We start from the raw sequence: 26,413 nt of genomic DNA, 5'->3' as shown, positions 1-26,413 counted from the left end.
ATGGCGTTGCTGCGGCTAAGTCTGCGAAAGCTGGTCACGGATAGGCAGCGATCGAATCCGTGTGCCCGTCGCGGCAAATATCGCGTTGCAGAGGGCGGGCGCGATGGGCGGCACGGGCGGCTCGCCCACCCCACCGGGAGGCACCCCGAAATCACCACCCACCATCCACGTATGGATGGCCCGTGGTGCCATGTGCGAGCGCAGGATCTCAAAGTCGTGGAAATTGCTTTGCTGGACGCGGCCATCCTTGAACGAGATCTCCCCCAGCATCGCAAGGCTGATTCCCATCACACATCCACCTTCGACTTGCGAACGGATGCGCTCGGGGTTGACCTGCGGCCCGCAATCGATCGCTACATCGACGCGTGGAATGGTGATCTGGCCCTTTGCATCCACGGCCACTTCCACCACGGTGGCCACATAGGTTACGAAGCTGTACGCCATGGCTATGCCCAGCCCGTGGCCCTTTGGCAGCTTGCGGCCCCAGTTCGCCCTCCGCGCGGCTTCCTCGATCACGCGGCGCATGCGGCCGGTGTCGAGCGGATATAGCTCAGGCGATTCGTTATAGTTCCAGCTATCCGAAAGCGTGGCAGGATCAATCTGGCGCGCCGGTCCAATGAGTTCGAGCAGGTAATCCTTTGGATCGCGATGCGCCCGATGGGCCAGTTCGGCGACAAAGCTCTGTACCGCGAATGCATGCGGGATGTTGGACACCGAACGAAACCAGCCGATGCGGGTATGAGCCGGCACGTCGGCCGATTCCAGTCGGATCGACGGAATCTGGTACGGGATGTTGATGGCTGTCATCCCGGCTTCAAAGGGCGCCTTGCCTTGTGCGCCCACCTGGAACGTCGAGGCAATTGTGGGTGCGGCCGATCGATGCAGCCATACGGTCGGCTTGCCCTTGGCATCCACCACAGCCTCCATGCGCTCGACCGATACCGTGTGGTAGTAGTCGTGATGGATATCGTCGTCGCGCGTCCATTGCAGCTTGACCGGCTTACCGTCCATCGCCTTTGACACCAGCGCAGCTTCGGAAATGAAGTCGGCCATTGACTTGCGGCCAAAGCCGCCGCCCAGCAGCGTCAGATGCAACGTGACGTCCTTCGCATCGAGTCCGACGTGCTTCGCCACGCTTTCCAAGGCGCCCTGGGGGGCCTGCGATGGCGCCCAGATCTCGCACTTCCCGCCGACAAAGCGAGCGGTCGCTACGGGCGTTTCCATCGAGGCATGCGCAAGATGTGGGATGTAGTACTCGGCCGAGGCCTTGCGCTGGCCATTGGCGGCCGACAGCGCCGCCACGGCATCGCCATCATTGCGCAACGGCTTGCCGGGGCGGCGCACTGCGGCTTCCAGCGTGGTGCGGAACGCAGTGGAGTCATAGTTCGAATTGGCACCATCGTCCCATTCCGGCTTGAGCGCCGCGCGGCCCTGCATTGCCGCCCACGTGTTGGTCGCCACCACGGCCACACCGCCAACGGGATTGAACAGTGGGGGACCGTCGAATCCCTTCAGTTCGATGACGCGCAAGACACCAGGAACTTTCAGGGCGTCGGTGCTATCGACCTTGCGCAGCTTTCCACCATAGACGGGCGGGCGAGCGATGACGGCGTATACCATGCCCGGCAGCCGCACGTCGATACCGTAGGTTGCCTTGCCTTGCGCAATGTCCCGACCGTCGGCTGGCATGATATTGCCCTTGCCGATATAGCGGAAGGCATCCGGTCGCTTGAGGCGCAATTGATCGTGCTTCGGCACCGGCTGCCGCATCGCGGCTTCGGCGAGATCGCCATATCCGAGTCGCCGACCGGTTGCCGCATGAATGACTTCGTGGTTGCGTGCCTGCACCTCGGCAGCCGGGACCTTCCAGTGTGCCGCGGCAGCGGCTTCAAGCATTTGCCGGGCAGATGCTCCCACCCGACGCATCGGTGCGAGGAAATGGCGCATGCTGCGCGATCCGTCCACGTTCTGGCTGCCATAGCGCGCCTCGTTGGCATCGGCCTGTACGATCCTCACGCGGCTCCAGTCCGCTTCCATCTCATCGGCCACGACCATCGGCAGGCTGGTTCGTACGCCCGTTCCCATTTCAGCGCGATGTGCCACGATGGTCACTGTGCCATCCTGAGAAATCGAGACGAACACCAGCGGATCGTCCACGACGCCGCCCGGCATCGCTGCACCGCCGTACTTCTTGCCGACGTCGGCAGCCACCGCCTTGGTGATCAGGCCCCCGAACTGGAGCGACAGCGCGAATACCGCGCCTGCCTGCAGGATGCGGCGGCGCGCTGGTTGTTCAAGCGTTTCAAGGTCGGTGCGCGTCATGCCTTGGCTCCCGTTTTGCTTGCCGCAAGGCGGGAGGACGCCAGTTTCACAGCGGCGTTGATGCGCGTGTACGTGCCGCACCGGCAAAGATTGCCGCTCATTCCCGCGACGATCTGCTCATCGGAGGGCTTCGGATTTGACTTCAGTAGTGCGGTGGCGGTCATGATCTGTCCTGCCTGACAGTAGCCGCACTGGGCTACCCCCAACTCGACCCACGCGTCCTGTACGGCTCGGCCTACGGAATCCGAATCCATCGATTCGATCGTGCGCACTGCCTTGGTGCCGATACCCGAGATCGGGGTGACGCAGGAGCGGACCGGTTGCCCGTCGACATGGACGGTACACGCGCCGCACAGCGCCATGCCGCAGCCAAACTTTGTTCCCGTAAAGCCGAGGGCATCACGAAGCGTCCACAGAAGCGGGGTGTCGGGGGAGAGGTCGACCTCATGAACCTGGCCGTTGATGTTGATGGTAGTCATGGGGCGGATAAGAGGTGGGAATCGCGGAATAGTATCGGATACGGACAGATCCGATTATGCGAGCTGGTTCATTAGCATCATAAAGCACGTTCATCAATGCATTTCATGAGATTGGCTCATCAAGGCAAGAAGTATTGGGCAGCTAGTCGCGCGGAGCCTGTCTTGCGATGATACGGCCGATGGAAAATACTGCACCGCCTCAGGCTTTATCCCCACATCAGGACTCGGCGTATCGCGCATCACAGCCGCCCGCCTACTGGAGCGGCGTCTTTGCGATGACGCTCTGCGTTTTCGCGCTGATCGCATCGGAGTTTATGCCGGTGAGCCTGTTGACGCCGATGTCCGCGGACCTGCGGGTCACCGAAGGGATGGCCGGGCAGGGCATCGCCATTTCCGGTGCCTTCGCCGTGTTCACGAGTCTGTTCATCTCCGCCGTCGCTGGAAGCATGGACCGCAAGCTGCTGTTACTCGGTCTGACGGCGGTCATGGCGGCATCGGGCACCATCATCGCGGTCGCGCCGAACTACCTTGCCTACTTGATCGGCCGCGCGTTGATTGGCGTCGTCGTGGGCGGCTTCTGGTCGATGTCGGCGGCGACAGCCATCCGCTTGGTCCCGGCGCACCATGTGCCGCGTGCGCTGGCCATCTTTAACAGCGGCAACGCCTTGGCGACCGTCATCGCGGCACCCCTTGGTAGCTACCTCGGTGCTGTCTTTGGCTGGCGTGGGGCATTCTATTGTCTGGTACCGATTGCGGTGATCGCGCTCGCCTGGCAGTGGTTCAGCCTTCCCGCGATGCCGGTGCCATCCCGCCCAGAAGGCAGACAGAATGTGTTCATACATTTGAAGCGCTCGGTCGTTGCGCTAGGCATGCTTGCGGCCGGCGCATTCTTCTCTGGGCAGTTCATGCTGTTCACCTATGTGCGACCGTTTCTGGAAACCGTTACGCATGTTAAGGCGTCGAGCCTGTCGCTGATTCTGCTAGCCATTGGTGTGGCGGGATTCTTTGGAACCATGGCGATCGGCACGGTGCTGAAACGGGCCTTCTATGCCACGCTCGTAGCAATCCCGACAATCATGGCTGCTATTGCACTTGCGCTGATCGGCCTGGGCCATCACATCATCAGTGTCGCGATGGTGCTGGCGCTGTGGGGATTGGTGGCAACGGCGGCGCCCGTGGCATGGTGGAACTGGATCACCCGCACTTTCCCGCACCATGCCGAGGCAGGTGGCGGCTTGATGGTAGCCGTTGTCCAACTGTCGATTGCCTTGGGCTCTACGGTCGGTGGCATCCTGTTCGATACGCATGGCTACTGTAGCACCCTGATAGGGAGCGCGTCGCTGCTGCTTATCGGTGCCGTTTTTGCAGGCATGGCGGCACGCGCGGCGAGGACAGATGGCGCCGCGAAATCCGACAATCTGCCCACTCATATGCAACCGCAGGAGTTACGATGAAGCTCCTTCAGAGAGTGATGGTGATGAACGTGGCCGTAGTGGTCACCGCCTCAGTCATGACGCCGACGTTTGCAGGCGAGCAAGTCGAGGCTCAGCAGATCGTGCCAGCCGGCACGCAACGACCCACGGCCGGATCTCCCGATTTCTTTACCGGTCGTGTGCAGGTCGTGCCGGTCTGGCCCGCAGACAAACACATCAACGCCTCTGGCGTCGTCGTCACCTTTGAGCCTTCGGCCCGGTCTGATTGGCACACCCATCCAGCAGGTCAACGCCTGGTGGTGTTGTCCGGGGTAGGCCTGACACAGGAGTGGGGAAAACCCGTCCGCGAAATTCGGGCCGGTGACGTGGTCTGGTGCCCGCCCGGTGTCAAGCATTGGCATGGCGCGTCGGCGGACACAGCCATGAGCCATCTTGCCGTCACTGGCAGTGTCGAGGGAAGAAACGTCATATGGATGGAGAAGGTCACCGATGCTCAATACCACGCGAGGTAAGCCTTCCGTCCGGCAATTCAAGGTCATGGCGCTGGCGGTTGCGCTTTGCGTATCACTGGGCGCTGCCCAAGCTCAGGAATCCCGGGGCATGAACGAGACACCATCCAACACTGGCCGGAACACGGCGTCTGCAGGCCTGACGGCTCGCCAGCAAGCGATCCTCCCGATCGCCGCCTTTGCGGCGGCAGGCGATATCGCGCGGCTCAATACCGTCCTGAACGAGGGGCTGGACGCGGGTCTGACGATCAGTGATGCCAAGGAGATTCTGGTTCAGCTGTACGCCTATGCCGGATTTCCTCGGAGCCTTAACGCTCTGAGCGAAATGATGCAGGTGGTCCAAGCCCGCAAACAGCGCGGACTTCGCGACGCAGAGGGCAATGATCCGAGCGCACCCGTTCCCAAGGGCGATGCGTTACTGGCCGCCGGCACGGCAAATCAGACAAAGCTGTCGGGTGCGCCGGTCAAAGGCGCACTCTTCGAGTTCGCGCCGGCTATTGACGAATATCTCAAGACGCACCTCTTCGGCGATATCTTCGAACGCAACACGCTCGACTGGCAGAGCCGGGAACTGGCCACCCTCGGCATGCTGTCTTCCCTTGCGGGCGTCGAGCCACAGTTGCGGGCGCATATGCGTATAAGCATGAACGTGGGCCTAAGTGCGGCGCAGTTGCTGAAGGTCACTCAGGTTTTGACGGATCGTGTCGGCGCAGACAACGGTCTTCGTGCGCGTGAGGCGCTGGATCGGCAAATGGTGGCCGAAACTGACCGCCGGTGATCTGCCCACATCGCCGCACACCGTGGACTTCGGATAAAGACGCCGGCCGTTTCGTTCCAGCCATGCTGGTCGTGACAGCCGAAGCGACGGGTATAGCGACCACGATTTGCGCCGTTCGGGACGGGTGTTATTCGATACATCATGCGCCCAAATCTAGGGATAGGATCAATTGCGAGGCGACGTATTGGACGCAAAGCTGTGCGGCCAACGGCAGCCCCGAGTGCCGCTACGTCAGAGCCAGGAGGCCGTAGCCGACCCTCCTCGGTCGTTCGCCACCGACAGGTTGCATGCCCGGTGTACGAGCAACACCGGACTGGGCCGGGTTCGAGGGCGCTCGCAATGGCGCGTACGTTACGCCACTCGATCTGTAGTGGTAGCGCCAGGGGCAGTTTTCCTGGGAGTTGAAGTGCTCGCTCAAGTTATGGCGTGGGGGAATTCAGAAGCGAAGCGCGACAACTCAGCATGGGGCCCTTTAAGGTAAGCCTTTGAACCAGTTCGCCACTACCGAGTTGGTAAGTCAGGTAGCGATAATTCAGTTGCACATCCCCCCACTTTGCCGCATTTGCGGCGCCTCCAGACGCTTGCGCCGCATATCGGGAAGAACCGGTCCCGACGTCGAGGTAATACGGCACATTCCATCTGTTATTGCGTCCAACGCGTATTCGCCCATGAACACCAATGAACCCGTCCACAATATTTGGCTCCGACCGCGACTAGTCCACTGCGTGCAGGCGCGAAGGTCGTAGTAGCCCACCCGGCAGGGCAATCTACCACTGCTGCTGCTTGTTTCCCTTGATGTTGCCCGCTACGCCGCCGGCTACGGCGCCGATCGCGGCGCCAGTCCAGCCACTACCCCCAGCAATGGCCGCGATGCCCGCACCCGCTGCGGCACCAATGCCCGCACCGGTCACGGTGCCTTGCTGCTGCGGAGTCATATTCGTGCATCCTGCTGCGCCGGCGGCCACTAGCATTGCACCAATCAGTTGGAGTCGTTTCATGACGTCACCTTACTTCTTGGTTTGCAGACCTGGAACAACCATTTCGAACCAGATCGTTTCAATGACCGGCCGCTGCAACTGGTCAGGATGCGCCGCGTACCAGCGATCCACGCCCTGGCGCACAGAGTCGAGCGACTGGCCCCTGAGCCCCCTTGCAAAGCGAGGAACGATGCTTTGCCCGTCGGGCGGCGGCTTGCCCTCGTGATAGGCGATATCAACCTGAACCACGTTGGCAATACCGACAAGGTAAGCCTTTTTTGTCTGTTCAGACGAGTCGGTCCACTGCTTGCCGGTAATCAGCGGGACTTCATCGGCGCGGGAGTTAGTCGCCAATGACAGTGCTATCAGTGCCGCAGCCGTCACTGCGAGTTGGTTCAGTCTTCTCGCCATTTTGGTCACCCTCAGCGTTGCTGTTATCCCACGCAGCAGTGCGGTTGTTAATAGTAGTCTCTATTCCCGCCTATGCGACCTCTGTGAATGTTGGGGCGGTGTCGCCCTCCCAAGCCATGGCAGACTGACATTAACAGCGCGTTCACGGCGGGAAAATCGAATCGAGGCAGCAAATTTTTCAGACGCGACCGCAGAGAAGTTACCGCATAGCGGTATCCGAATCGCGGTGAGCAGGAAGTTCCGGTTGCCCAGGCAGCGTGTTCGGCACGCCGCCTGCAAGGCGGGGATCTCTACGACTTCTTCTGGTTCGCGTTCGCACGTGCGGCTGAGATCGCTGCATCGCGCTCCTTCGCCGCGGCGGCCTTTGCCTCGTCGTACACCTTCTTTGCCTCCGAAACCTTGGTGTTGTAGGCCTTCCGCGCGGCAGAGATCTCCTGGCGCATGTGGACAATTTCATCGGTGGGCGGCTGCGATTTCGCCGAGGTAGTCGCTGAGGTAGTGGTCTGCCCGATGGCTACTGGTGCGGACACTGCAAACATCACGGCGGCCAAGATGGCAACAGGCTTCATGTCATTGCTCCATAGTTGACCTCGGAAACGGTAGTCCGATCAGTGCTCGACTGCCATTGGACCAAGGTCCTATCGTCGGCCGCCGCCAGAAGCCTTGTCCACCACCTGGGTAGCGGACACGAGCGACTTGACGCCGAGGTCCGACCCATATCGATGGCATGCCATCGACTTCCTTCCTGATCAACGCCTCATCCGGCGGTTCCAGGCATTGGTGACGCGTTGAAGCATCTCTTGTTCTTGCGTATCCGGTGACCCACAACCAACGATTCGCACTGCTGCTCGTGCAACGATAGAGAGCTTCCCGCCACGATCCACCTCATCGTGTTCGGCTTCGTGGCCCGCGCGGATAAAGCGGCGCCGGGTGACACCGGTGCCGGATGGCGAAAACAACAACGCCCGCGTTCAGCGGGCGTTTGCTCTGGTGGGCGCCGACTGGCGCCGGCGCGTTAGCGAACGACGCTCGGCGAGCCGAAGCTTACGGCGCGAGCGCGTACGACGTCGTCATACGCACTGGCCCCGCGCCGACGAGCAAATCGCCCGAGATTGGCGTCAAGGTTTCATTGGCAGCGAGGCAGTAGGCCGCGCAGCACACCAGCGACGAAACGCGCCGTCCGATCGATAGCAGGTTGTGGATCATCGACTGTCCTTGATCAGGCACACTGGCTCAGCCGGGCCTTCGCCTCGCGATAGAACTGGGCCGACCACTTGTTGATGATGTAGGCGCAGACCGCGCTGTTGTGGATGCCGGTGCATTGGAACGACAGCGGCAGGGTGCCGTTCCTGGCCTGCTGGATGCTTGACGGCCCGCTGCCGCCGTGGGTCTGGTTGGCCGTCTGCTCGGCCTCAGCGGCTACGCGCTCTCCCTCGGCGATCGGCTCATCGAGTGCCGATACCGTCCGCCCCTGCCCCTTGAGTTCCGCCGCTAGGCTCATGACGTTCTGCGATAGCAGCGAGCTCCGGATTGTCGCCAGGTTGCTGTCGGTGTAGGCCGGCAATTGGGAGGCCATATAGCCGAAGTCGCCGGTGCATGAGCCTGCCGCCTTGCCGCCAGTCTTGACAGCCATGGCACCCCCGGCACCGCCATTCGCTCCCGCGCTGGCAAGCTGCATGCCGCCTTTCAGCGTCGCTTCGCCGGCGCCAGAGGGCGTGCGTCGCGCAGGTACCTTTGTCTCCGGCACCGCGACGGTCGTCCCGTCCGCCGTCCTAATCGTCGCGTTTCGCATGATAACGAACTCGTCGTCGAGCATGCGCAACTGTCCGGACACCGTCAATCTGGCCTGGCCATCGAGCTTCCGCGCCTGGGCCGGCGGCATTGGCACGCCGAAGGACACGCCCTGGTATACCGCTTCAAAGTAGGAACCGTCGGCGTGGTAGTCCTTCACGTCAATATCGAGCTGGTACGGGAAGGAAGCCTTTTCCGCGCGCTTGCGATACTCGGCGGACGTTTCGTACTTGTCCCGCTTGAGCGACTCTACGAACTTCGTGAAGTCCGCATTGGCCGTCTGCGTCTGTAGCCGCCAGATTTTCGTCGTGCGCGCCGTGTTCTTGTCGGCCTTGATATCGTCCGACGTGACGGCGCCAGTGTGGTTCAACCAGCCCGGCGCTTCCTGGAGCAGATTGCCGGTCTTGATGTCATAGACCTGCGTCACGCCCCCGCTCTCGTTGCCGAAATATGCGGGGCCGACCGCGACAGTGCTGGTCCCCTTGAGACGCCGGGCCGCCATCTTGCCCGATTTCGGGACGGTGATGCGCTTGACGAGTTGCATCGCCTTGGTGTCGAAGATGCTGACGGCCGCAGCATCTTCGTCGAAGGTGGTGACGTAGTCGTCATCGATGCTCGTCACATTGCCGCTGCGCAGGCTCGTGAGGCCACAACTGGCCGGATCAAGGACCGCCGCTGGCTTCCACTGGAGGAGACGCCCCTTCCTTCCCCAAAGGATGGTGTCCTTCGGCAGATCGCACAGCTTCTTCGCGGCGCGAAGATCCCAGAGTTCGCCGCCTTCCGACGTGGCGTCCTTGTACCGGTAGGCTGCAGCCATTCCATCGGCAAGCGGGCTGATGTGGGTGCCAGCGGTGTTGACGGCCGATACCTTGACACCGCCAACGTAGTAATGAATGGCACCACTGTCCTTGCTTTGCGCGATGAATTGGACTTGGGAAGTACTTTCCGTGCTCACGTGGCAAGCGGCGTAACCTTCGGCGGACACATCGACGCGTGAGAGCAGCGCCCCGCTGGCATCGAATTCCGACACGGATTTGCATGCGGACGTCAGGCCGCCCGTGTTTGCATAGTCCACCACCACCAGGCGGTTGCCGACCATTGCTGCGCTCTGCCGGTACGAGGCTGCGAGCGACTTGCCGGTCAGGTCAAAGACCTCGGGATTCGTACCGGAGGTGGCAATGAACCGGTTGCCGAGGATCTGAAAGAAATAGATGTCGTCCAGCGGAAAGTCGGATCGGAGCACCTGTTCTTCCCCGTTGGCGAGCTTCCGCAAGACGAACTCGCCGCGACCATTGACATACGCGGCGAGCGAACCATCGTCGGAAAATGCCACCTGGGATCTCGCGGTAACCTGAATCGCAGCATTCGGGCCAAGCGTTGCCTTGCGCTCGAACACCCGGCGATTGAGGACGGGGTAGGGCGCCCATTCCGGCGGCGGCGAGAGCAGGGCATTCTCGCGCTGGGTGGCGGCCTCTCGCCTGGCAAGATCCTCCCGCACCCTTTGCGCCTCGGCAGACTTTGCCTGGGCCTCTGACGCGAGTTTGCGCTGGCGCTCGGCCTCCTTGCGGGCCTCCTCCTGCTCCTGTTGCCGGCGACGGTTCTCGCTGTCGCGATCCATCTGCTGGGCCAGCGGTCGTAGCGCTTCGAACCCGCGTTGCAGCGCCGCCCAATCCGTGGCGCCGGCAGGCGACATCACCGTACTGGCGACGACAACCGGCAGACACATTAGTACCGTCTTCCCCCCCGACTTCCCGAAATGCACTTTCTGCTTCATTTTTTCCTCGCTACCTGCCGACCCGATCGTTTTTGTGACGCGCTGCCTCTGAGGGCAGGCGCGGATCGGCCGGACTGTATCGAGGTCGCGTTGCTCGCGCATCCTCAATTCTGAGGATGCCGGCGGTGCCCTGAAGCGTTAGCGTTGTGCCAGAAGCGCCAGGCGAACCAGGTCGACCGTGCGACGGCAGTCGAGCTTGTCTTTCAAGGTGGCCACCTGCTTGCGCACGGTGCTTTCCGCGACGCCGTTAGTCTCGGCATACTCGGTCGGCGAATGGCCGGCGGCCAGGCCGGCCAGTACGCGTGCTTCGGCGGGCGTGAGTGAGAAGGCGGACATCAGCGCATCCGTGTCCACGGCGGTGTCGACGGTCTTGTGGGTCATCCTGACCAGCGCGAGCGGCGACCCGACGAGGGTCCACTGGCGAGACGCACGGGTGATATCCAGCGCAAGCGCCTCGCCCCAGCCCAGCTTGACGATGCATTTCGTCCGCTCGCCCGTGCACAACGTGCTTTCGATCTGGCGTAGCAGGTAGCAGCGGATCATCGCATTGCGATGATGAAGGTGGCCATGCCGAACGTGCAGGCCCTGTCGATCGTCGAGCAGTCCGGCGCAGGACGCGGACTGGTGGGCGACCATGCCCTGGGCATTCACCAGGCAGACGCCTTCGCCCATGGCACCAAAGGTGTTGTCCAGCGCGTGCAGCGCCGTCGTCTGGTCCCTTTGCCTAGCTGCCAGTGCTTGCTGGAAGGCGCCGACGAAAATACCTGCTTCGCCGGAAGCCAGACGTTGGCGGGCACCTTGCTCAACGCTTGAACGCTGGAAGCTCATGGCGCATAGGCCGCGCTCGTTCCGCTCGATCATCAGTGCGAGAATCTGCGCCTGCCGGTGCGGCGCCAGGTAGTCCGAATAAAACTCGGAACGCAGCAGCGCCTGCCGTGGCAGCGCTTCGTCGCTGTCCAGCCAGTTGCCGGCGTCCTGCCGCATGGCGACGTGTGCCAGCATGTCGAGCCGGTGATAGTGCGTCGAATAGGCGGTGACCGTATCCTGCGCCAAGCCGACCTGGGCGACATGCAGGAGGTCGCCTTCGCCGTCAAACATGATCAGCGATCCGGAATCTGCTCCCACGAGGTCGCGAGAGGCATGGAGAATGTCGGCCCACGGCGGATTCTCTTCGCCAATAGAGGCCACCGCGTCCATGGCGCGGCCAAACGATATCGATGACAACGTCACGCTCCCCGTGTGACTGATACCCGCTTCGAAAGCAAATATGAAGAGGCTTTCCCTGGCCAGATGCGTCTGCCATCTTTGCTAGCCCGTGGCAGTCAGGCAAGCGTAGCAGAACCCCGCGTGCCTCGACTCACAGCCCCCGCTTACAGGGGATCTGTTCGGTTGTGTCCATGCAACATGTTGAGGGCGGGACTGAAGAACGTATTCAATTCTAAGTCGCAAGGAGACGTTTAAGGCTCTTCTGAAGCGGATCGCGTGCCCAGTTGGCAGGATCAGTGAGCTCTTGGTGTTTTGAAGTTGGCCTAGCGGGGCATGGCGCCGCGCGTCACGACTTTGCAGCTCAGATCGCCCTTGGCGCGCGAATTGGAGATGGCTGGTCGACAGACCAAGCATTTCTGCCTACATGAAAGCGCGGTGCTTGCGATCAGATCGCTGTTATTCCTAGGGAGCGTCTCGGGACTTTTGTACGATCGGGCCAACGGAAAGCAGAAACGAAACTGCGCCGCATCCAATATCGTGATTAGAGGTGTTGTTGGGTTGGCTGCCTCCGACCCTTTGCAGCCATTCAGCGAGAATGTGTGAACGCCGGAAGTCCGGACCATTCTGGACGCACGAGGCTGACGAAATCGGTCAAGCGCGACCGGGGTACATGCCGGCCGCGACGACGAGGGGGCGAGCAAAGAGAGCCTTGAGCCTGCGTTATCGGTTTATAAGTACGCTGTCGGTTGCCTCCTTGACGATGCGCGCACTGCGCCGCAGGCCTTCGCGCTCGGCTGGATTGAGTTCCGGATAAGCCAGTAGCTGCGCTCCGCTGCCATTGACCACCATCGGCAGCGACAGGCATACCTCCGGTACGCCTTCGACTTCGGGATGCACAGTGCCGACCGTGAGGATGAGGTCGGTGTTGTGGACGATGGCTTGGCAAATCCGCCCAATCGCACTGGCGATGCCATAGTGGGTGGCGCCCTTGCCTTCCTTGATGAGCTTGGCGGCCTCATGCACGGAGCGCAGGATGAGGTCGCGGCTGGCAGGCCCTAACTCCTTGCCGGTCCTTGAGAGAAACGTTTCGAGGGGCATGCCGGAGACCGTTGCGCCGGACCACACGATCACTGCGGATTCGCCGTGTTCACCGATAACGTAGGCGTGAATGCCGGGTGCCACGATGCCAAGACGCTCAGAGAGCAGTGACCGCAGGCGTCCGGTGTCGAGCGACGTGCCGGTGCTGATGATGCGCTCCCGCGCGCAGCGTAGGCGGTCAAAGACGACACCAGCCAACACATCGCAGGGGTTGGTCGCGATGACGTAGATTGCCTCCGGGGCCAGCGGGGCGATGCGGTCGACGATTTCTGTCGCGATGGCGGCATTGGTCTTGGCCAGGTCCAGGCGGGTCTGTCCTGGCTTCACGCCGGCGCCTGCGGTAATGACGACTACGTCCGCATCTTGCGCGTCTTCATAATTGCCCGCATAGAAGCGATTGTTTCCCCAGAATGCCGCGGAGTGGGCGAGGTCCAGCGCCTGCCCTTCGGCCCGGATTCGCTCCAGGTCTATGATGACAACTTCCGCGCTCGGGATGGCCACCGCCGCAAACAGGGCCGCAGAGCCGCCAACCAGTCCCGCGCCGACTACGACGATCTTGGGCTGACGCATAACGTCCTCTCCTATGTGTGGATAGTCGAACACCTGAACCAGGCGCCAGTCCGTGGCCGCCAAGCAGATGTGGCGTGATTAAGCGCGAGATCAGGCGATTAACTTGTACATTTTCTATCGTTTCATAGGCCTTTCTGGTAGAAGCGCCACCGTCGTGCCGGCGCCACCGAAGGAGGGCCTACTGCGGCCACGTCCGGCTGAACGGAATTACGTCGGCGTCTCGGTAAGCGGATCGTGGCGACGCCGAGAGGCACCGCGGACATGCATGCGTGATCAAGAGCGGTTCGTCGGGCGTCGTACGATTGTGTTCACCAGAAGCCAAGCACCTTCCACCAGACACTCCCGACTACGGCGAAGATCAGCAGTTCCACCACGCACATCACAAAACCGACGCGCCACCAGGTTCCCATCGAGACATATCCGCTGCCGAAGATGATCGGGGAGGTGCCTGTCGCATAGTGGGTCAACGTCATCATGATCGCCGAGCCGGCCGCCATAAGCAGCATGAACGGCACCACATACGCTGGCGGTATCAGATTGACGCCGACCGTCAGGAAGGCGAGCATCATCGCGCTGATGTGCGCCGTCGTGCTGGCGAACAAGTAGTGCGAAAAAACGAAGACCGCTACCAGGATCGCGGCTGTGCCGCCCCAGCCAATGCCGCTGGCCACGATCGCGTCGCTCATGTCCTTCGAGAACCACCCGATCACCCCTTGCTTGTTCAGTTGCTCGGCCAGCATGATCAGCGCTCCGAACCATATCAGCGTGTCCCAGGCGCTCTTCTCAGACAGCACGTCATCCCAGTCGAGGGTGCCAGTGATGATCAGCACGAACAGGCCGACGAGGGCGACCACCGTTGGATCCAGCGTGAGGGATGGACCGAACACCATCGCCGGAACATTGGCCCACAGCAGAAGCAACAGCGCGAAGGTGAATATCATGACCCATTCCTTCGGCGACACTGGGCCCATCTTCGCCATTTCGGCGTGCGCATATTCCACCGCGTTGGGCGTGGCCTTGAGCTGCGGCGGCGACAACACAAAGATCACCAGCGGCATCGCCAGCATGCATAGCAGACCGGGCAGCAACATGCACAGCGCCCAGCTCGTCCAGCTCAGATGCAAATTCTGATTGCTCGCCTTGGCGATGTAGTCCACTACGAGCGGGTTCGGGGCGGTGGCGGTCACGAACATCGCCGATGAGATAGGGTTGGCGTGATAGTTGACCAACGCCAGGTAGGTGCCGACTTTGCCCTCGGTGCCCTTGGCCGGGTCCGAGTCGAACGCATTGGCGATCGACTTCATGATCGGGTGCACGATGCCGCCACCGCGCGCGGTATTGCTTGGTGTGAACGGCGCCAGCACCAGCTCGCAGGTGGCCAGGCCATAGCCGATGCCAATCGTTCGCTTCCCCATCAGGGAGATAAACATCAGACCGACACGGGTGCCCAGGCCGGTCTTCTTTACGCCGCGGGAGATCAGGATGGCCACCACGATCAACCAGATTAGCGGATTATCGAAGGCGGTCAGCGCATCGGCGATCGCTCCCTTTGACGAGGTCGAGGTGACCTGCGACAGCGAGAGAACCACGATGGCCATCATCGCCATCACCCCGATTGGCATGACCTTCAGGATGATCGCAACGATCGTTGTGAGAAAGATCGCAACCAGGCCCCAGGCCTTGGACGTGAGCCCCTCCGGCACTGGCAGCAGCAGAAGGGTGATCAGCACGACCGTGGTGATCAGGGCGGGGCCCAGTCGGAATGGAACCACACTATTGAAGTAGCGGAACGTTGCTTTTAGTTTTGTGAGCATCTTGCGATCCCTCCCGAAAGAGTTGGTGCAACGGCTGCAGCCGGCTTGCGGCGGCGCAAGGTGTGGGCCAGCATGGGTTGGGCGCTTCGGGTCAAGGCAGAAGCGGCGCGGCGATCATCGGGAATATCGTAGAGATGACGCCGAAAGATCGCGCCGAGCCTGCGCAAACGGGTTCCATCGCGTCTTCATGCGGCTTCCCCTAGGCAAAGACCATCGGTGTGCTATGGTTTTATATGACCTTTTCGGCCAGGGCGCCAGTGTGCGTTGGCCGCCGCCGCTACTAAAAAGTGCGCAATGGTGCGTCTTAGCATCGAAGGACGGCAGCTTGAAGCGCCGGCAAACTGCTCCATCCTGCAGGCTTTTCTGCAGGCAGGAGAGACGCTTGTCGAGGGTGTGGGCTGCATGGGCCAAGGGGTATGCGGCTCGTGCCGTGTCATGGTGCAGCGCAGCGGCGAACGGGATGTGCGCACGGCTCTTGCCTGTGAGACGTTGGTCGAGGACGGTATGCAGGTCGCATTTCTGGACTACTTCACAGCCTCGGAGCGGCATGTCTATCGGATCGAGGAGATTGGCGACAGCTGGGAAGCGTTGCGGACCATTTCCGAAGTGTTCCCCGAAGCTGCCCATTGCCGCCACTGCAATGGATGCGACCGCGCCTGCCCGAAGGGGCTCGATGTCCAGGACGGGGTGAAGTTCGCAGTCGAGGGCAAGCTGACAGCATCGGCCCAGGTCTTCGACGAGTGTGTCATGTGCAACCTCTGCACGCTGGCCTGCCCCGAGCACATCCGGCCCAATCATCTTGGCCTGTTCGTGCGGCGGATGATCGCGGCGCAAACGCTGCGGCCGGCCAATCTCATGCTGCGATTGCAGCAAATCGAGAGCGGGGCGATGAAGATCGATTTCGACGCGGCCGGCGCGCAGCCGCCGCGCTGACCAGACCAATCATCATGCCGGCTGGCATTCCTTACGTAGACGCGCGCAAGCGCTACCGCCCCGGTTCGGCGCTGGCGATGCGCGGCGACGACACCCCCGTCGAGGCACTGCTCAAGGGCTATCACCCCGACCACGGCCCCAATGCGCGTGTATTGCTGGGCGCAGGCGTCAACCGCGGTGAACCCTGTCAGCCCGATCTCGCCCGATATCTGCAAGCCAACGCGCTGATCGACGACGTCGACATTGCTGGAGCGCAACTTGTCTCCACCAATGTGCTGATCATCGGCGGGGGCGGTGGTGGCTGTGCGGCGGCACTGACCGCGGCTGCGCAAGGCGCGCAGGTGATTCTCGCCACCAAGCTGCGCCTGGGTGACAGCAATACTGTGATGGCCGAAGGCGGCATCCAGGCGGCCATCGGCGAAGACGACAGTCCTCAATTGCACTTTGAGGACACCTTGCGCGCCGGGCATTTCTGCGGCGAGCCCGAACTGGTCGCGCAGATGGTGATGGACGGGCCCGACGTGATTCGCTGGCTGATTCGGCTGGGAATGATGTTCGACCAGGAGGAGGACCGGCCGCTGGGCGGCAACCTGCTGCGCAAGAAGCCAGGCGGGGCGTCGGCCGCGCGCATCCTCTCCTACCGGGACTACACCGGGCTGGAGATGATGCGCGTGTTGCGCGAGGCGGTGGACCTGGAACCCGGCATCGCGGTGTGGAACCGCTGCCCTGCGGTCGAATTGCTATCCGACGAACGGGGGCGCTGCGCCGGCGCGGTGATCTACAACCTCGAATGGCGCACCTTCGTCCTGGTACGCGCGCGTGCCGTAATTCTTGCCACCGGGGGGGCGGGGCGTCTGCACCTGAATGCGTTCCCCACGTCCAATCACTACGGTGCCACTGCGGATGGCCTGGTGCTTGCCTATCGCATCGGCGCGCGGCTGCGCGAGCTCGATTCGTTCCAGTACCATCCCACCGGCATTGCCTACCCGCCGCACCTGGCGGGCGGCCTGATATCGGAAGCTGCCCGCTCGGCCGGAGCAAGGCTGATCAATGGTGAGGGCGAACGGTTTGTCGAGGAACTCAAGCCGAGGGACATCGTGGCCTCGGCGATCCTGCGCGAATGCGCGCAGGGGCGCGGAATCGAGCGGGGCGGCCAGGTTGGCGTCTTCCTTGACACGCCGACGCTGGAAATGGAGAACCCCGGCATCCTTGCCAGCCGGCTCGTGACGCTGCGCCATCTCGCGCACAAGTGCGGACAGGATGCGGCACAGGAGCCTTTCCTGGTCTATCCGACCCTGCACTACCAGAACGGTGGTGTTGCCATCGACAAGAACGGCATGACGAACGTGCCAGGACTGTACTGCGTGGGCGAGATCACGGGCGGGATTCACGGGCGCAACCGGCTGATGGGCAACGCACTGCTCGATATCCTGAGCATGGGCAGGCGCGCCGGGGCCAGCGCGGCGCAAGCCGGGCGCGGCGCCATGGCCGCGCGTGCGGGCATCGGCCACGTGCACGCCTGGCAGCGCGAACTGACGCTGGCCCGACTGCCGCTTCATGTCAAGGCACCCCAGCTCTTCCCTGGCTACGCGAACTTCGATCTGCGCGTCGATGCGGGGTTGGGCACGGGGGCGTGGGGCCGGGCGGTCGGCGGCATCAGGTAGGCGGAGCATGGAGCGCGCCATGGAACAGCTCAACCAGGTTTTGATCAACAAGGACATCCGCGTCGGCGCCAACCTGGATGCCTGGCTGGCGCGCGGCGGCGGAGAAGGGCTGGCGCACGCCCTGCGCGAGCCGGACGCGGTCATTGCCGAGATCGAACGGGCGGATTTGCGCGGGATGGGAGGCGCCGGTTTCGCGACGCATCGCAAATGGGCGCCGGTAGCGGCTGCGGCAACTCGCGACAAGTACATCATCTGCAATGGCAATGAAGATGAGCCGGGGACTTTCAAGGACCGCTTCCTGCTAGAACACACGCCGCACCAGGTGATCGAGGGCGCGCTGATCGCCGCGGCCGCCACGCGTGCCAACCATGTGGTGCTATACGTGAATCCCCATCAGCCGCTGTCGCTGGCGAGTACGCGCGAGGCAGTGCAGCAATGGCTGGCACAGCCGCAATTCGCCGAGCTGGCAGTGCTGGTCGGCGGGCCGGTATCGCTGCGCGTGGTACCGAGCTCAGGCTTGTATATCGGCGGCGAGGAAACCGCGGTCATTGCCAGCGTCGAAGGCGGGTTCCCGTTTCCGCGCCGCAAGCCGCCGTTTCCCGCCGAGCACGGCGTGCTTGGCGCACCGACCGTCGTCAACAACACCGAGACGCTGGCCCACGTCCCGGGCATCCTGCGCAACGGTGCCCAGTGGTATCGCAGCCTGGGGGTCGGCCACGCCGCGGGAACCAAGCTGTACTCGCTCTCGGGCGACGTCTTGCGGCCCGGCCTCTATGAATTGCCGATGGGCACGAGCCTGGAGACGCTGGTATTCCAGTATGGCGGCGGAATGCTGCAGGGAAGGGAATTCAAGGCGGTCTTCACGGGCGGCCCCTCCAACACGCTGCTGACCAAGCGCGACCTCGATGTGGCGCTGGATTTCGATTCCGTGCGGCAACGGCGCTCGCGACTGGGTACCGGCGCGATGATCGTGGTATCGGAAGGGACCAGCATCGTCCGCAAGGTGGCCGAGTACGTCAGCTTTTTTGCCCAAGGCTCGTGCGGCCAGTGTCCGCCGTGCAAGGGGGGAACCTTCCAACTGATGCGCATGCTCAACCGGATCGATACGGGCCGCGGCGTGCGCGCGGACTTGGAATCGCTGGAAAACCTGTGCCGCATCCTTCCCGGCAGCGGTCGCTGCGGCCTGATCGATGGCGCCGTGACGGTGGTAGACAGTTCCCTCAATCATTTCCGGGAGGAATACGAGGCGCTCCTGATGGCGTAGTTCCACCAACGAACGTCCGATATGCGAGCCTTCGGGGCGTGTGAGCGCGCGTACGATCCATATGCAGTCATGTATCACCGCCTGGCGGATTCTGCGCGGCGGCGGTATATAACTTTGCACACGCCCTCGAATCGATCACGGAGTCAACGATATACTTCGTTGCACCTTTTGCGCGATTCTTGTTGATGCCTTTAGTTGGGGGCATGTGGCAATCACGAGCAGCCACCTGAACAGCGCCAAGATCTTATTCCCGAATTCGCCGCCGAGCACGAAAACGCCAGCGAGATCGAATCGGAGGAAGGCAAACGCCGCACCGTAGCGGTACACTGTCTTGACCGTCTCGATACGCTCTGCGGCGAGACGCTCTACGCTCCCCTGGAACGCAAGGTCAACGATGAACCGCATACGGTACTTGGTGAACCTGTCCTACGAGATCACGGATCCCACGGCCGACTTCCTTTTGTGCATCGAAGCGGCGAGGACATGCCGCCAGTCGATAGTCTCCGAACACCTCGTGATCTCGCCAGAGATACCCGCCACGCGCTACACCGACCCCGTCCTGTGCAACCGTATGCTGCGCATTCGGGGGAACAAGGGCCGCTTGGGAATTCGGTATGAGGCCGTGGTGGAGATCGACCATCGGCTCGATGATGGCGAAACGCTATCGCAGGTCGCGGTCGCCGACCTGCCCTTCGAAGTGCTGCCCTACCTGGCCCCGAGCCGCTATTGCGAATCTGACCGCATGATGGAATTTGCGATGCGCGAGTTTGGCGGCATGCGGCAGGGCTACCCGCGCGTGTATGCGATACGGGAGTGGGTGCGCAACCATGTGCGCTTTCTTTCACGGTCGACCAACGAGCGGACGTCGGCGATCGATACGATCGTGGAGCGTACGGGGGTGTGCCGGGATTTCGCTCATTTGATGATCGCCATCTGTCGCGCGCTGAGCATCCCGGCCCGTATTTCCAGCAGCCTGGACTATGGCGCGGATCCGGCGATGGGTCCACCCGATTTCCATGCGGTGGTCGAGGTCTATCTCTCGAACGGCTGGTATCTGCTCGATCCGTCGGGGGTGTCCATTCCGACCGGCCTACTGCGCATTGGCACCGGCCGGGATGCCGCCGATGTTCCCTTCGCCGCGATATTCGGCAAGGTCGAGTCGGAGCGGCCCTACATCGAAATCGAGGCGCTGACCGATTCTGCCGCCGGCATTGGCATGCCGCTCGCCACGACCCGGGCCATCTCGACCTGGTAATCGGCGCTCAGCGCCGGCCGCCTTTCATACTCTCGGTTTCCATCGCGGCGTTCCATTCCTCGTACGCTTCGATCGGTTCCATGGCTTCATCTACAAACGCTGCAGCCCGTTCCGCTGCGGCGGCGCGTTCCAACGGAGTATCCCCCGCATCGCCATCCTCGGTGACGGGGGGCACCAACATATCCTCCAGCATCCCGCGCAATTCCGAGGTATTCCATGGCTGACCCATTCGGGCCTTCCTTTTCAGATAGTGACGAACCTCCGATTGCTGCTCAGAAGTAAGTGGCAGCCCTTGGAAGGTCGAGCCGAAGTCTTGATGAATCATGATGTGCCTCCCTTGTCGGTCGGCCTATTGCAAAAGACCGTGCCGCATCAGCGGCTAGCCCCGGATTACGACTTCCGCTTGCCGACACCGGCGTTCCCGATCCGCGAGTGAACGGTGCCGAATGGGATTGCGGGGATGGCCGGCTTTTTGGGTTGTTTCGGCTTCTTTACTTCGCGATTTCCGCGCAGTTGGCTTTTCGCCATGATGGACTCCTAATGCACTGTTTGCCGATTGGCAGTCCCAGCATACGCGCTTACTGGGCGAAAAGGGACATATCACTGGGAGTCGGCTGGAACCAGCTAGCAGAGGTGACCTGAACGCATCCAGCGCTCGCGCAGCAAATAGTGCGCGAAGGCTTCTCTGCACCGATGATCTAGTCGCATTTGCTGGAACATCAGGAAGAGGTGTAGGTCGCGCCCTGATGAGTCAACTGAAGCTGTCGAGCGTGCAAGCGATCGAGTGATGAGGAGAAGCCTCGCAGATCGATGAGCATGGTGGATACCAGAACAGGACCGGCGAATCGCAAGACCATGGACGGGAAAAAAGGCCCGTCACGTTCTTCAGAGGAGCGACGGGCCGTCCTAGAGCGGCCACCAAGGCCGGAGGCCGCCATTCATCATAGCGGCACCAAGTGTCTAGGAGTGGAAATTCTGGCTGTTTCCTGTTGTCACAGACGTCCGAATTCCACCATTCTGAACTAAAGGGCTTCCAGCCGATGGGTTATCAGTCCTTGAAAATCTGGACTTCCTGGCTGAGCCAAGTCGCTAACGACTCCCAGGTCCGCGCCACGATGCCTGCAGCAGCCCCAGCAGCAGGTCGATGGCGAGCCGGCCCCGTTGCACGCCGGCGTGTTGGGCGCCGTCATGCGAACCATATGGGGCGACAGAGTGGAGCGGTCCCCAGACACGCGTGCCTTGCTGCGCCTCCTCTACACAGACCTCGTAGCCCCAGCGCGCACCGCCGCGCATCGCCACGCCGATGTCCTCGCGATATACCCGCACGCGCATCAACAGTCCACGATGGCTGCGCAGAACAGACTCGGCTGCTTCATTCAAAATACCCCCCCGGCGACGTCGGCCAATGTGACTAGCTTCTGTAATACGCAAGTGCGATGCCCACGTAGGGTGCCTGCGAAGGAGGTCGGTCGTTATCCCATGTCGTTGTTCTCAGGCTCAGGCTCAGCTGTTTCCCGGCACCGCGTGCCGGCAGCCGAAAGCAGTCGACGCATAAATCGGCAGCAATCAGTGATACGTTCCGGTAATTCTGACGGTATTTGTACAAAGTGATGAATCATCGGAGCGCCTGTTGCGTGCGACTAGCGACGTAAGAGCCCTCTTCCTGGTTTGCATTCTTGCTCCGCCAAAATGGGCTGCTGCTGCCTTGGCCGTGTCTTGCGGGTCGACAAGCCCGGCTCTGAACGACCCCAGGCACGATGCTACCAATCCGTGGTACGGCACTTGCGCTATGAGAGGTGGCAATTCAGCCGCGATCGGAGTTGAGCATGGCACAGCAACCGCAACCGCAACAGCAACCGGGACAGGGCCAGCAACGGCCCAATGAGCAACAGTCGCAAGAGAGTGGCCAACAAGGAGGGCAACAGGGCGATTCGGGCGGTCGGCAAGGCAGCCAGTCCGGGGATCAGGATGAGCGCGGCGGTCAACGCGAACAACAAGGCGGCCAACGCGGTCAACAGGGTGACCAGGAAAGGCAAAAGGGGGGCCAACAGGCCGGCCAGCAAGGCGAGAGTCAGCAGGGGCAGCAGGGCGGCGAAGGACGTCGCTGATTTCGTAGCGGCCACACCCACTTCGTGAAGTCAACGCCGCCGCCACTGCTCGTGGCGGCGGTTTGCCGTCTGTTACTTGGATCGCATATGGAGCGAATTACCGAGTACCCTAGGTTTCATATCCATGTCGTCCTCAATGTCCTCGCAAGGCATGTTCGATGTGTGGTTTCGGGTGGAAGGTCCCTTGCGCTCCGCTGGCATTGCCGCGTTGGGGCGGCACCAAGGTTTTGAGCGGGCTATACCCCGGCGTTGGGCGTATCTCTTGGCGGAGGTGGCGGCACGAGCGGCCATTGACGGAATCGTCGGACCGCAAGCAACGTAGAGCTCACAGGCATATTAGAGACCGACCGATCGCAGCCGAATGAAGCGACGATGCGGAGACGCCCCAGATTTGCTTTAACAACGCGCACCGCCAACACAACCACCCATGCGCGACGCGCTGGCGGCACTGGAATTACGCGGGATATTTGCCGCGGTGAAAGCAAGGGGCCACGACGACGGGACCGCGGCGGTCGCAAGCGAATCCGCTCGCCGCGGACGCATTCGGTCAACGCGACTCCTCCAACATCGGGTTTTCTTTGCAGCAGGGCCGTCCGCAATCGGATTGTTCGGGATACGTGCGCCCGCGCCCGCCAAGCAACTCCGTCTCCACCTCCCACCTTGCCGAGCCAAGAGTTACAGCACGGACAAGAGACATCCACAGTTGCTAGGCCGTTTAAGCGACAGGTCGTCGTATCAAATGTCGGATTAGGGGGGCGCTACCGCGTGAGTAGAATTTGGGTGGCCCCCATTTCCTCTAATGCTACATAATCCGGACTCATGAACTGGGACGATACTCGCATTTTTCTCGCGCTCCAGCGTGAAGGGACGCTACGCAGTGCCGCGCGCGCTGCTGGCGTCGATCAGGCCACGGTGGGCCGCCGTGTGGCAGCCCTCGAACATTCGTTGGGCGCCACGCTATTTTTGCGCACGTCGCAGGGCTACGTTCTTACACCCGCTGGCGAAAATGCACTGCGGTCGGCGGAGAAGATGGAGCGGTTCGCCAATGATCTGGTGAGGCAGGCACAGGGTACCGACGCGCGTCTGGCGGGCGAGGTGAAGGTGACAACCACCGACACGCTTGCGCTGGAGTTCGTCATCCCGGCGATTGCACGGCTGCACGCCGAGCATTCCGACGTGCAGGTCACTCTTAACACATCCACGCAGTTGCTCAACCTCGCGCGGCGCGAAGCAGATATCGCGATCCGCAACCAGAAGCCTGAAAACCCCGATCTGGTCGCCCGCCGGCTGGCACGGTGGTCGGTAGGCCTGTACGCCTCGCCCACGTATCTGGCGCAGCGCGGCGAACCGCGCCCGATGGATGGCTTTACTGGCCACGATCTTGTCATGTGGGAGCCATTCCTGACATCTCATGTCGTGCCAACGCTGGTGGGCCTGCCGATTGACTCGGGCCGTGTGGTCGCGTCCGTCAACTCCAGCCTGATGCTGCGCGCGATGATCCGTATGGGCAGGGCGATCGGGGAGGTGCCAGTACCCCTGGCCGAACGCGACGGCCTCGTGCGCATCTGGCCCGACCGCGAGCGTGCGCGACACTATGAGGTCTGGCTGGTGACCCATCAGGACCTGCGACACACTGCACGAGTCCGCGCCATGATCGACAAGATCGTGGACGTCTTCAAGGACCAAGAAGTCTAACGCGGAATCGGCGCGCCTTCGCGCCTGAACTGTACCTTCGTCGTGATGCATTTTTGCATCATCGTATTGAATGTCTGCTGCATTAATATCGGTCGACATCAACAACGAAGCGAGCACACGATGAAAGCCATCGTCTTCAATACGTTCGGCAATGCCGACGTGCTTAAACTGGAAGAATTCCCCGCGCCGGAAGTTCGCCCGCATGACCTCCTGGTCCGCGTCCACGCTGCAGGCGTCAATCGCGCTGATCTCACGCACCGCCGCGGGGGCTACGGACGTGCCGACTTCGGTGACTCGGCCCTGATGGGGCTGGAGATCGCAGGCGAAGTCATCAAGGTCGGTTCTGAAGTCAAAGGCTACCGCGTCGGTGACCGCGTCATGGGCGTTGTCGGGGGAGGAGGCTATGCCGAGGTCGCCCGTATGGATTGGCGCATGGCCATGCCGATCCCGGCCCGACTCGATTACGTCCATGCGGCCGCCATTCCCGAGGTCTTCGTCACCGCCCACGAAGCGCTGCTGCACCTCGGGCGACTGAAGGAGGGTGATGCGGTGCTCGTACACGCGGCTGCAGGGGGCGTTGGCTCGGCCGTGGTACAGCTCGCGCATGCAACGGGCGCCACCGTGTTTGCCACGACTGTGTCGTCCAAGCGTGACGCAGTGCTGCAACTCGGCGCTGATCACGTCATCGATTATCAGAACCAAGACTTCGCAGAGATTGTCGCCGCGAACACGGACAAACGGGGCGTCGATGTCGTGGTCGATTTCATCGGCGCACCGTACTTTCAGAGAAACATCGCATCGCTGGTCAATGGCGGCCGGCTCATACAGGTGGGTATGCTTGCAGGCGGCGGTGAGATCAAGGTCGAGCTTTCGCAGATTCTGTACCGCCACCTGCAAATCATCGGCACCGTGATGAAGTCCCGCACCCAGGTCGAGAAGCAAGCGATGACGCGACGCTTCCGCGATCACTGGCTGGAGCACTTCAATGCCGGTACGAGTCTGAGGCCGCTCATCGACAGCACGTTCCCGCTCGGGCGTGCAGCTGACGCGCATCGCCGCATGGAATCCGCCGAGAACGTCGGCAAGATCATCCTGACGACCTGAAAAACCATAGTGTGCAAACAATAAAGTCTTTCGAGCTCTAGAGAATCAGAGAGGAGAGAGGATGCGAGACACTTTTGACATGCAGCAATGCTTCCCCAACCAACCGGAGCCATGACATGACCACCGTTCGCAAAGACCTCATTCTCTCGCAAAGCGCCTTCAGCCACGTCGTGGATGTCGATCTCGACTCGATCGACATTGCACAATGGCTGTTCGGTCTGCCCGATGCGGAGTACCAGCGCTGCGCGCCGCCCGACCACATTGCTGCGGGTGCCACCTGGACCGACGATGGTAAGCGCATGTCCATCAACGTCGAGATGATCGGCAATGGCCTCGTGGTGCAGCACTACGTGGGCGAAGTCACCGAGCCTGCCTACTGCAAGATGGTGTCTATCTCGGATGTCTTCACGCCGCATGGTCGTACCAAGGTGCAGGTGATTTGGGAGTTGAGCGCCAAGCGTACGGCGGACGGGAAGACCGAGTACACGAACGCCGTCACGTCGCACCCGACTGACGAGTTCCTCGCTTTCATTGAGAAGAATGGTCTGTCCTTCGAGCAGGCCGCGCGCGATCGCCAGGCCGCCTCAGGCGATCACAATCGCCGCGAGACTCCCCTGTTCGCGGAGAGCATTGCCCGCGCCGCCCTGCGCAAAGCCGCATAATGTAAGTCTCAGTGGCGTCGGATTGCTCTAGCGAGCTTCCGACGATCGTCGGATCTTAGGCTGCAGGAAGCGATCAGCGTTTCTTTGCAGTTGCCGGGCTTTCTGCAAGTCCGCGCTCAGACGATGGCCGATGTATTCGACTTGGCGACGGGGGCGGAGCACTTCATGTCAGCACGCCACCCTCGCCGGTTGAGAAGCCGACCATGGCGCAAGGCGCTTGACGGTGGACACATTGCCGCTCCCACATCAAAAGATAGATGCCGATGCGCCGAGGGAGAGGCCTGAGTGCCGTGGGTCCCAGGTTTATCGTTCGAACGGTACGTCTGGACGTCGCCCCATCCGAGACAGTCAGTCTCCACGACCCGACGACCACTTTGCAGTTAGCTCCCTACAGTGACTCGTTGTTTTACGAGTCGGGACTGTCCCAGCAAGTCCCGAGACCGCGCCAAACCAAAGGCTGACTAAGCGGCAAGGCGTGGGTCTTCTTCTCTGGTGATGGAGGAATGCCACGGTTCAACGTACGATCAGGACTGGTCATGGAGCACGGTCGTCCGAATCTGAAACAG

General features: G+C 61.8%; 24 protein-coding genes. 10 read left to right on the top strand and 14 right to left on the bottom strand.

The window, feature by feature from the left end:
- Nucleotides 1–15: 15 nt before the first annotated feature.
- Both MFF62_RS27230 and MFF62_RS27225 read right to left on the bottom strand, forming a co-directional pair.
- Nucleotides 16–2,322 carry a xanthine dehydrogenase family protein molybdopterin-binding subunit gene (locus tag MFF62_RS27230; protein ID WP_238266362.1) on the bottom strand — a complete coding sequence of 769 codons (2,307 nt, stop codon included), beginning with the start codon at nucleotides 2,320–2,322 and terminating at the stop codon, nucleotides 16–18.
- A complete protein-coding gene (locus MFF62_RS27225; protein WP_238266359.1) occupies nucleotides 2,319–2,801 on the bottom strand; it encodes a (2Fe-2S)-binding protein in 483 nt (160 codons plus the stop codon). The genes MFF62_RS27230 and MFF62_RS27225 overlap by 4 nt, the downstream gene beginning before the upstream one ends.
- A 275-nt stretch (nucleotides 2,802–3,076) precedes the next feature.
- Between MFF62_RS27225 and MFF62_RS27220 the strand changes: the two genes are divergently transcribed.
- From MFF62_RS27220 to MFF62_RS27210, 3 genes are read left to right on the top strand one after another with little or no spacing between them, the layout of a single operon-like run.
- Nucleotides 3,077–4,255 carry an MFS transporter gene (locus tag MFF62_RS27220; protein ID WP_238266459.1) on the top strand — a complete coding sequence of 393 codons (1,179 nt, stop codon included), beginning with the start codon at nucleotides 3,077–3,079 and terminating at the stop codon, nucleotides 4,253–4,255.
- Nucleotides 4,252–4,746: a (R)-mandelonitrile lyase gene (locus MFF62_RS27215; protein ID WP_404990845.1), complete on the top strand. Its 495-nt coding sequence runs from the start codon at nucleotides 4,252–4,254 to the stop codon at nucleotides 4,744–4,746. Before MFF62_RS27220 ends, MFF62_RS27215 begins: the two co-directional genes overlap by 4 nt.
- Nucleotides 4,724–5,521: a carboxymuconolactone decarboxylase family protein gene (locus MFF62_RS27210; protein WP_473700887.1), complete on the top strand. Its 798-nt coding sequence runs from the start codon at nucleotides 4,724–4,726 to the stop codon at nucleotides 5,519–5,521. The genes MFF62_RS27215 and MFF62_RS27210 overlap by 23 nt, the downstream gene beginning before the upstream one ends.
- 767 nt (nucleotides 5,522–6,288) lie before the next feature.
- Here MFF62_RS27210 and MFF62_RS27205 read toward each other — a convergent pair.
- From MFF62_RS27205 to MFF62_RS27170, 8 genes are all read right to left on the bottom strand, one after another.
- Complete coding sequence (locus MFF62_RS27205; protein ID WP_238266358.1) at nucleotides 6,289–6,456, bottom strand: YMGG-like glycine zipper-containing protein; 168 nt, start codon at nucleotides 6,454–6,456, stop codon at nucleotides 6,289–6,291.
- 72 nt (nucleotides 6,457–6,528) lie between these two features.
- The gene (locus MFF62_RS27200) at nucleotides 6,529–6,909 is read right to left on the bottom strand and encodes a hypothetical protein (RefSeq protein ID WP_238266357.1); all 381 of its coding nucleotides are present in this window, start codon (nucleotides 6,907–6,909) and stop codon (nucleotides 6,529–6,531) included.
- A gap of 290 nt (nucleotides 6,910–7,199) precedes the next feature.
- Nucleotides 7,200–7,478: a hypothetical protein gene (locus tag MFF62_RS27195; RefSeq protein ID WP_238266356.1), complete on the bottom strand. Its 279-nt coding sequence runs from the start codon at nucleotides 7,476–7,478 to the stop codon at nucleotides 7,200–7,202.
- Between the two features lie 475 nt (nucleotides 7,479–7,953).
- Complete coding sequence (locus MFF62_RS27190; RefSeq protein WP_238266355.1) at nucleotides 7,954–8,115, bottom strand: hypothetical protein; 162 nt, start codon at nucleotides 8,113–8,115, stop codon at nucleotides 7,954–7,956.
- A 13-nt stretch (nucleotides 8,116–8,128) separates the two neighbouring features.
- Nucleotides 8,129–10,474: an MAP7 domain-containing protein gene (locus MFF62_RS27185; RefSeq protein ID WP_238266354.1), complete on the bottom strand. Its 2,346-nt coding sequence runs from the start codon at nucleotides 10,472–10,474 to the stop codon at nucleotides 8,129–8,131.
- Between the two features lie 138 nt (nucleotides 10,475–10,612).
- Nucleotides 10,613–11,671 carry a helix-turn-helix transcriptional regulator gene (locus tag MFF62_RS27180; RefSeq protein ID WP_238266353.1) on the bottom strand — a complete coding sequence of 353 codons (1,059 nt, stop codon included), beginning with the start codon at nucleotides 11,669–11,671 and terminating at the stop codon, nucleotides 10,613–10,615.
- A 729-nt stretch (nucleotides 11,672–12,400) separates the two neighbouring features.
- Nucleotides 12,401–13,348: a lactate/malate family dehydrogenase gene (locus MFF62_RS27175; RefSeq protein ID WP_238266352.1), complete on the bottom strand. Its 948-nt coding sequence runs from the start codon at nucleotides 13,346–13,348 to the stop codon at nucleotides 12,401–12,403.
- 308 nt (nucleotides 13,349–13,656) lie between these two features.
- A complete protein-coding gene (locus tag MFF62_RS27170; protein ID WP_238266351.1) occupies nucleotides 13,657–15,162 on the bottom strand; it encodes a DASS family sodium-coupled anion symporter in 1,506 nt (501 codons plus the stop codon).
- A gap of 294 nt (nucleotides 15,163–15,456) precedes the next feature.
- On the opposite strand from MFF62_RS27170, the gene MFF62_RS27165 reads away from it, so the two are divergent.
- The 4 genes from MFF62_RS27165 to MFF62_RS27150 all read left to right on the top strand — a co-directional run bounded on the left by MFF62_RS27165 (nucleotide 15,457) and on the right by MFF62_RS27150 (nucleotide 20,278).
- Nucleotides 15,457–16,095 (top strand): 2Fe-2S iron-sulfur cluster-binding protein, encoded by a 639-nt coding sequence (locus tag MFF62_RS27165; protein WP_238266350.1) that lies wholly within the window; start codon nucleotides 15,457–15,459, stop codon nucleotides 16,093–16,095.
- A 14-nt stretch (nucleotides 16,096–16,109) separates the two neighbouring features.
- On the top strand, nucleotides 16,110–17,759 hold the full coding sequence (locus tag MFF62_RS27160) for an FAD-binding protein (RefSeq protein ID WP_238266348.1): 1,650 nt from the start codon (nucleotides 16,110–16,112) through the stop codon (nucleotides 17,757–17,759).
- A gap of 19 nt (nucleotides 17,760–17,778) precedes the next feature.
- Entirely contained in the window at nucleotides 17,779–19,023 is a 1,245-nt protein-coding gene (locus MFF62_RS27155) for a complex I 51 kDa subunit family protein (protein ID WP_404990844.1), read from the top strand.
- Nucleotides 19,024–19,417: 394 nt separating this feature from the next.
- Nucleotides 19,418–20,278 (top strand): transglutaminase-like domain-containing protein, encoded by an 861-nt coding sequence (locus MFF62_RS27150; protein WP_238266345.1) that lies wholly within the window; start codon nucleotides 19,418–19,420, stop codon nucleotides 20,276–20,278.
- 7 nt (nucleotides 20,279–20,285) lie between these two features.
- On the opposite strand, the gene MFF62_RS27145 is transcribed toward MFF62_RS27150, so the two are convergent.
- The 4 genes from MFF62_RS27145 to MFF62_RS27130 all read right to left on the bottom strand — a co-directional run bounded on the left by MFF62_RS27145 (nucleotide 20,286) and on the right by MFF62_RS27130 (nucleotide 22,401).
- Nucleotides 20,286–20,603, bottom strand: coding sequence for a hypothetical protein (locus MFF62_RS27145; protein WP_238266343.1), 318 nt, complete (start codon nucleotides 20,601–20,603; stop codon nucleotides 20,286–20,288).
- 65 nt (nucleotides 20,604–20,668) lie between these two features.
- A complete protein-coding gene (locus tag MFF62_RS27140) occupies nucleotides 20,669–20,806 on the bottom strand; it encodes a hypothetical protein (protein ID WP_238266341.1) in 138 nt (45 codons plus the stop codon).
- 561 nt (nucleotides 20,807–21,367) lie between these two features.
- Nucleotides 21,368–21,610: a hypothetical protein gene (locus MFF62_RS27135; RefSeq protein ID WP_238266339.1), complete on the bottom strand. Its 243-nt coding sequence runs from the start codon at nucleotides 21,608–21,610 to the stop codon at nucleotides 21,368–21,370.
- A 455-nt stretch (nucleotides 21,611–22,065) separates the two neighbouring features.
- Nucleotides 22,066–22,401, bottom strand: coding sequence for a hypothetical protein (locus tag MFF62_RS27130; RefSeq protein ID WP_238266336.1), 336 nt, complete (start codon nucleotides 22,399–22,401; stop codon nucleotides 22,066–22,068).
- Between the two features lie 804 nt (nucleotides 22,402–23,205).
- Here MFF62_RS27130 and MFF62_RS27125 point away from each other — a divergent pair.
- The 3 genes from MFF62_RS27125 to MFF62_RS27115 all read left to right on the top strand — a co-directional run bounded on the left by MFF62_RS27125 (nucleotide 23,206) and on the right by MFF62_RS27115 (nucleotide 25,847).
- Nucleotides 23,206–24,081, top strand: coding sequence for a LysR family transcriptional regulator (locus MFF62_RS27125; protein WP_238266333.1), 876 nt, complete (start codon nucleotides 23,206–23,208; stop codon nucleotides 24,079–24,081).
- 120 nt (nucleotides 24,082–24,201) lie between these two features.
- Entirely contained in the window at nucleotides 24,202–25,185 is a 984-nt protein-coding gene (locus tag MFF62_RS27120; protein ID WP_238266330.1) for an NAD(P)H-quinone oxidoreductase, read from the top strand.
- Between the two features lie 116 nt (nucleotides 25,186–25,301).
- On the top strand, nucleotides 25,302–25,847 hold the full coding sequence (locus tag MFF62_RS27115; RefSeq protein ID WP_238266328.1) for a hypothetical protein: 546 nt from the start codon (nucleotides 25,302–25,304) through the stop codon (nucleotides 25,845–25,847).
- Nucleotides 25,848–26,413: the final 566 nt, after the last annotated feature.

Source organism: Cupriavidus pauculus (assembly GCF_022179805.1).
GTDB lineage: Bacteria > Pseudomonadota > Gammaproteobacteria > Burkholderiales > Burkholderiaceae > Cupriavidus > Cupriavidus pauculus_E.
This window is presented reverse-complemented; position numbering and strand designations above follow the sequence as displayed.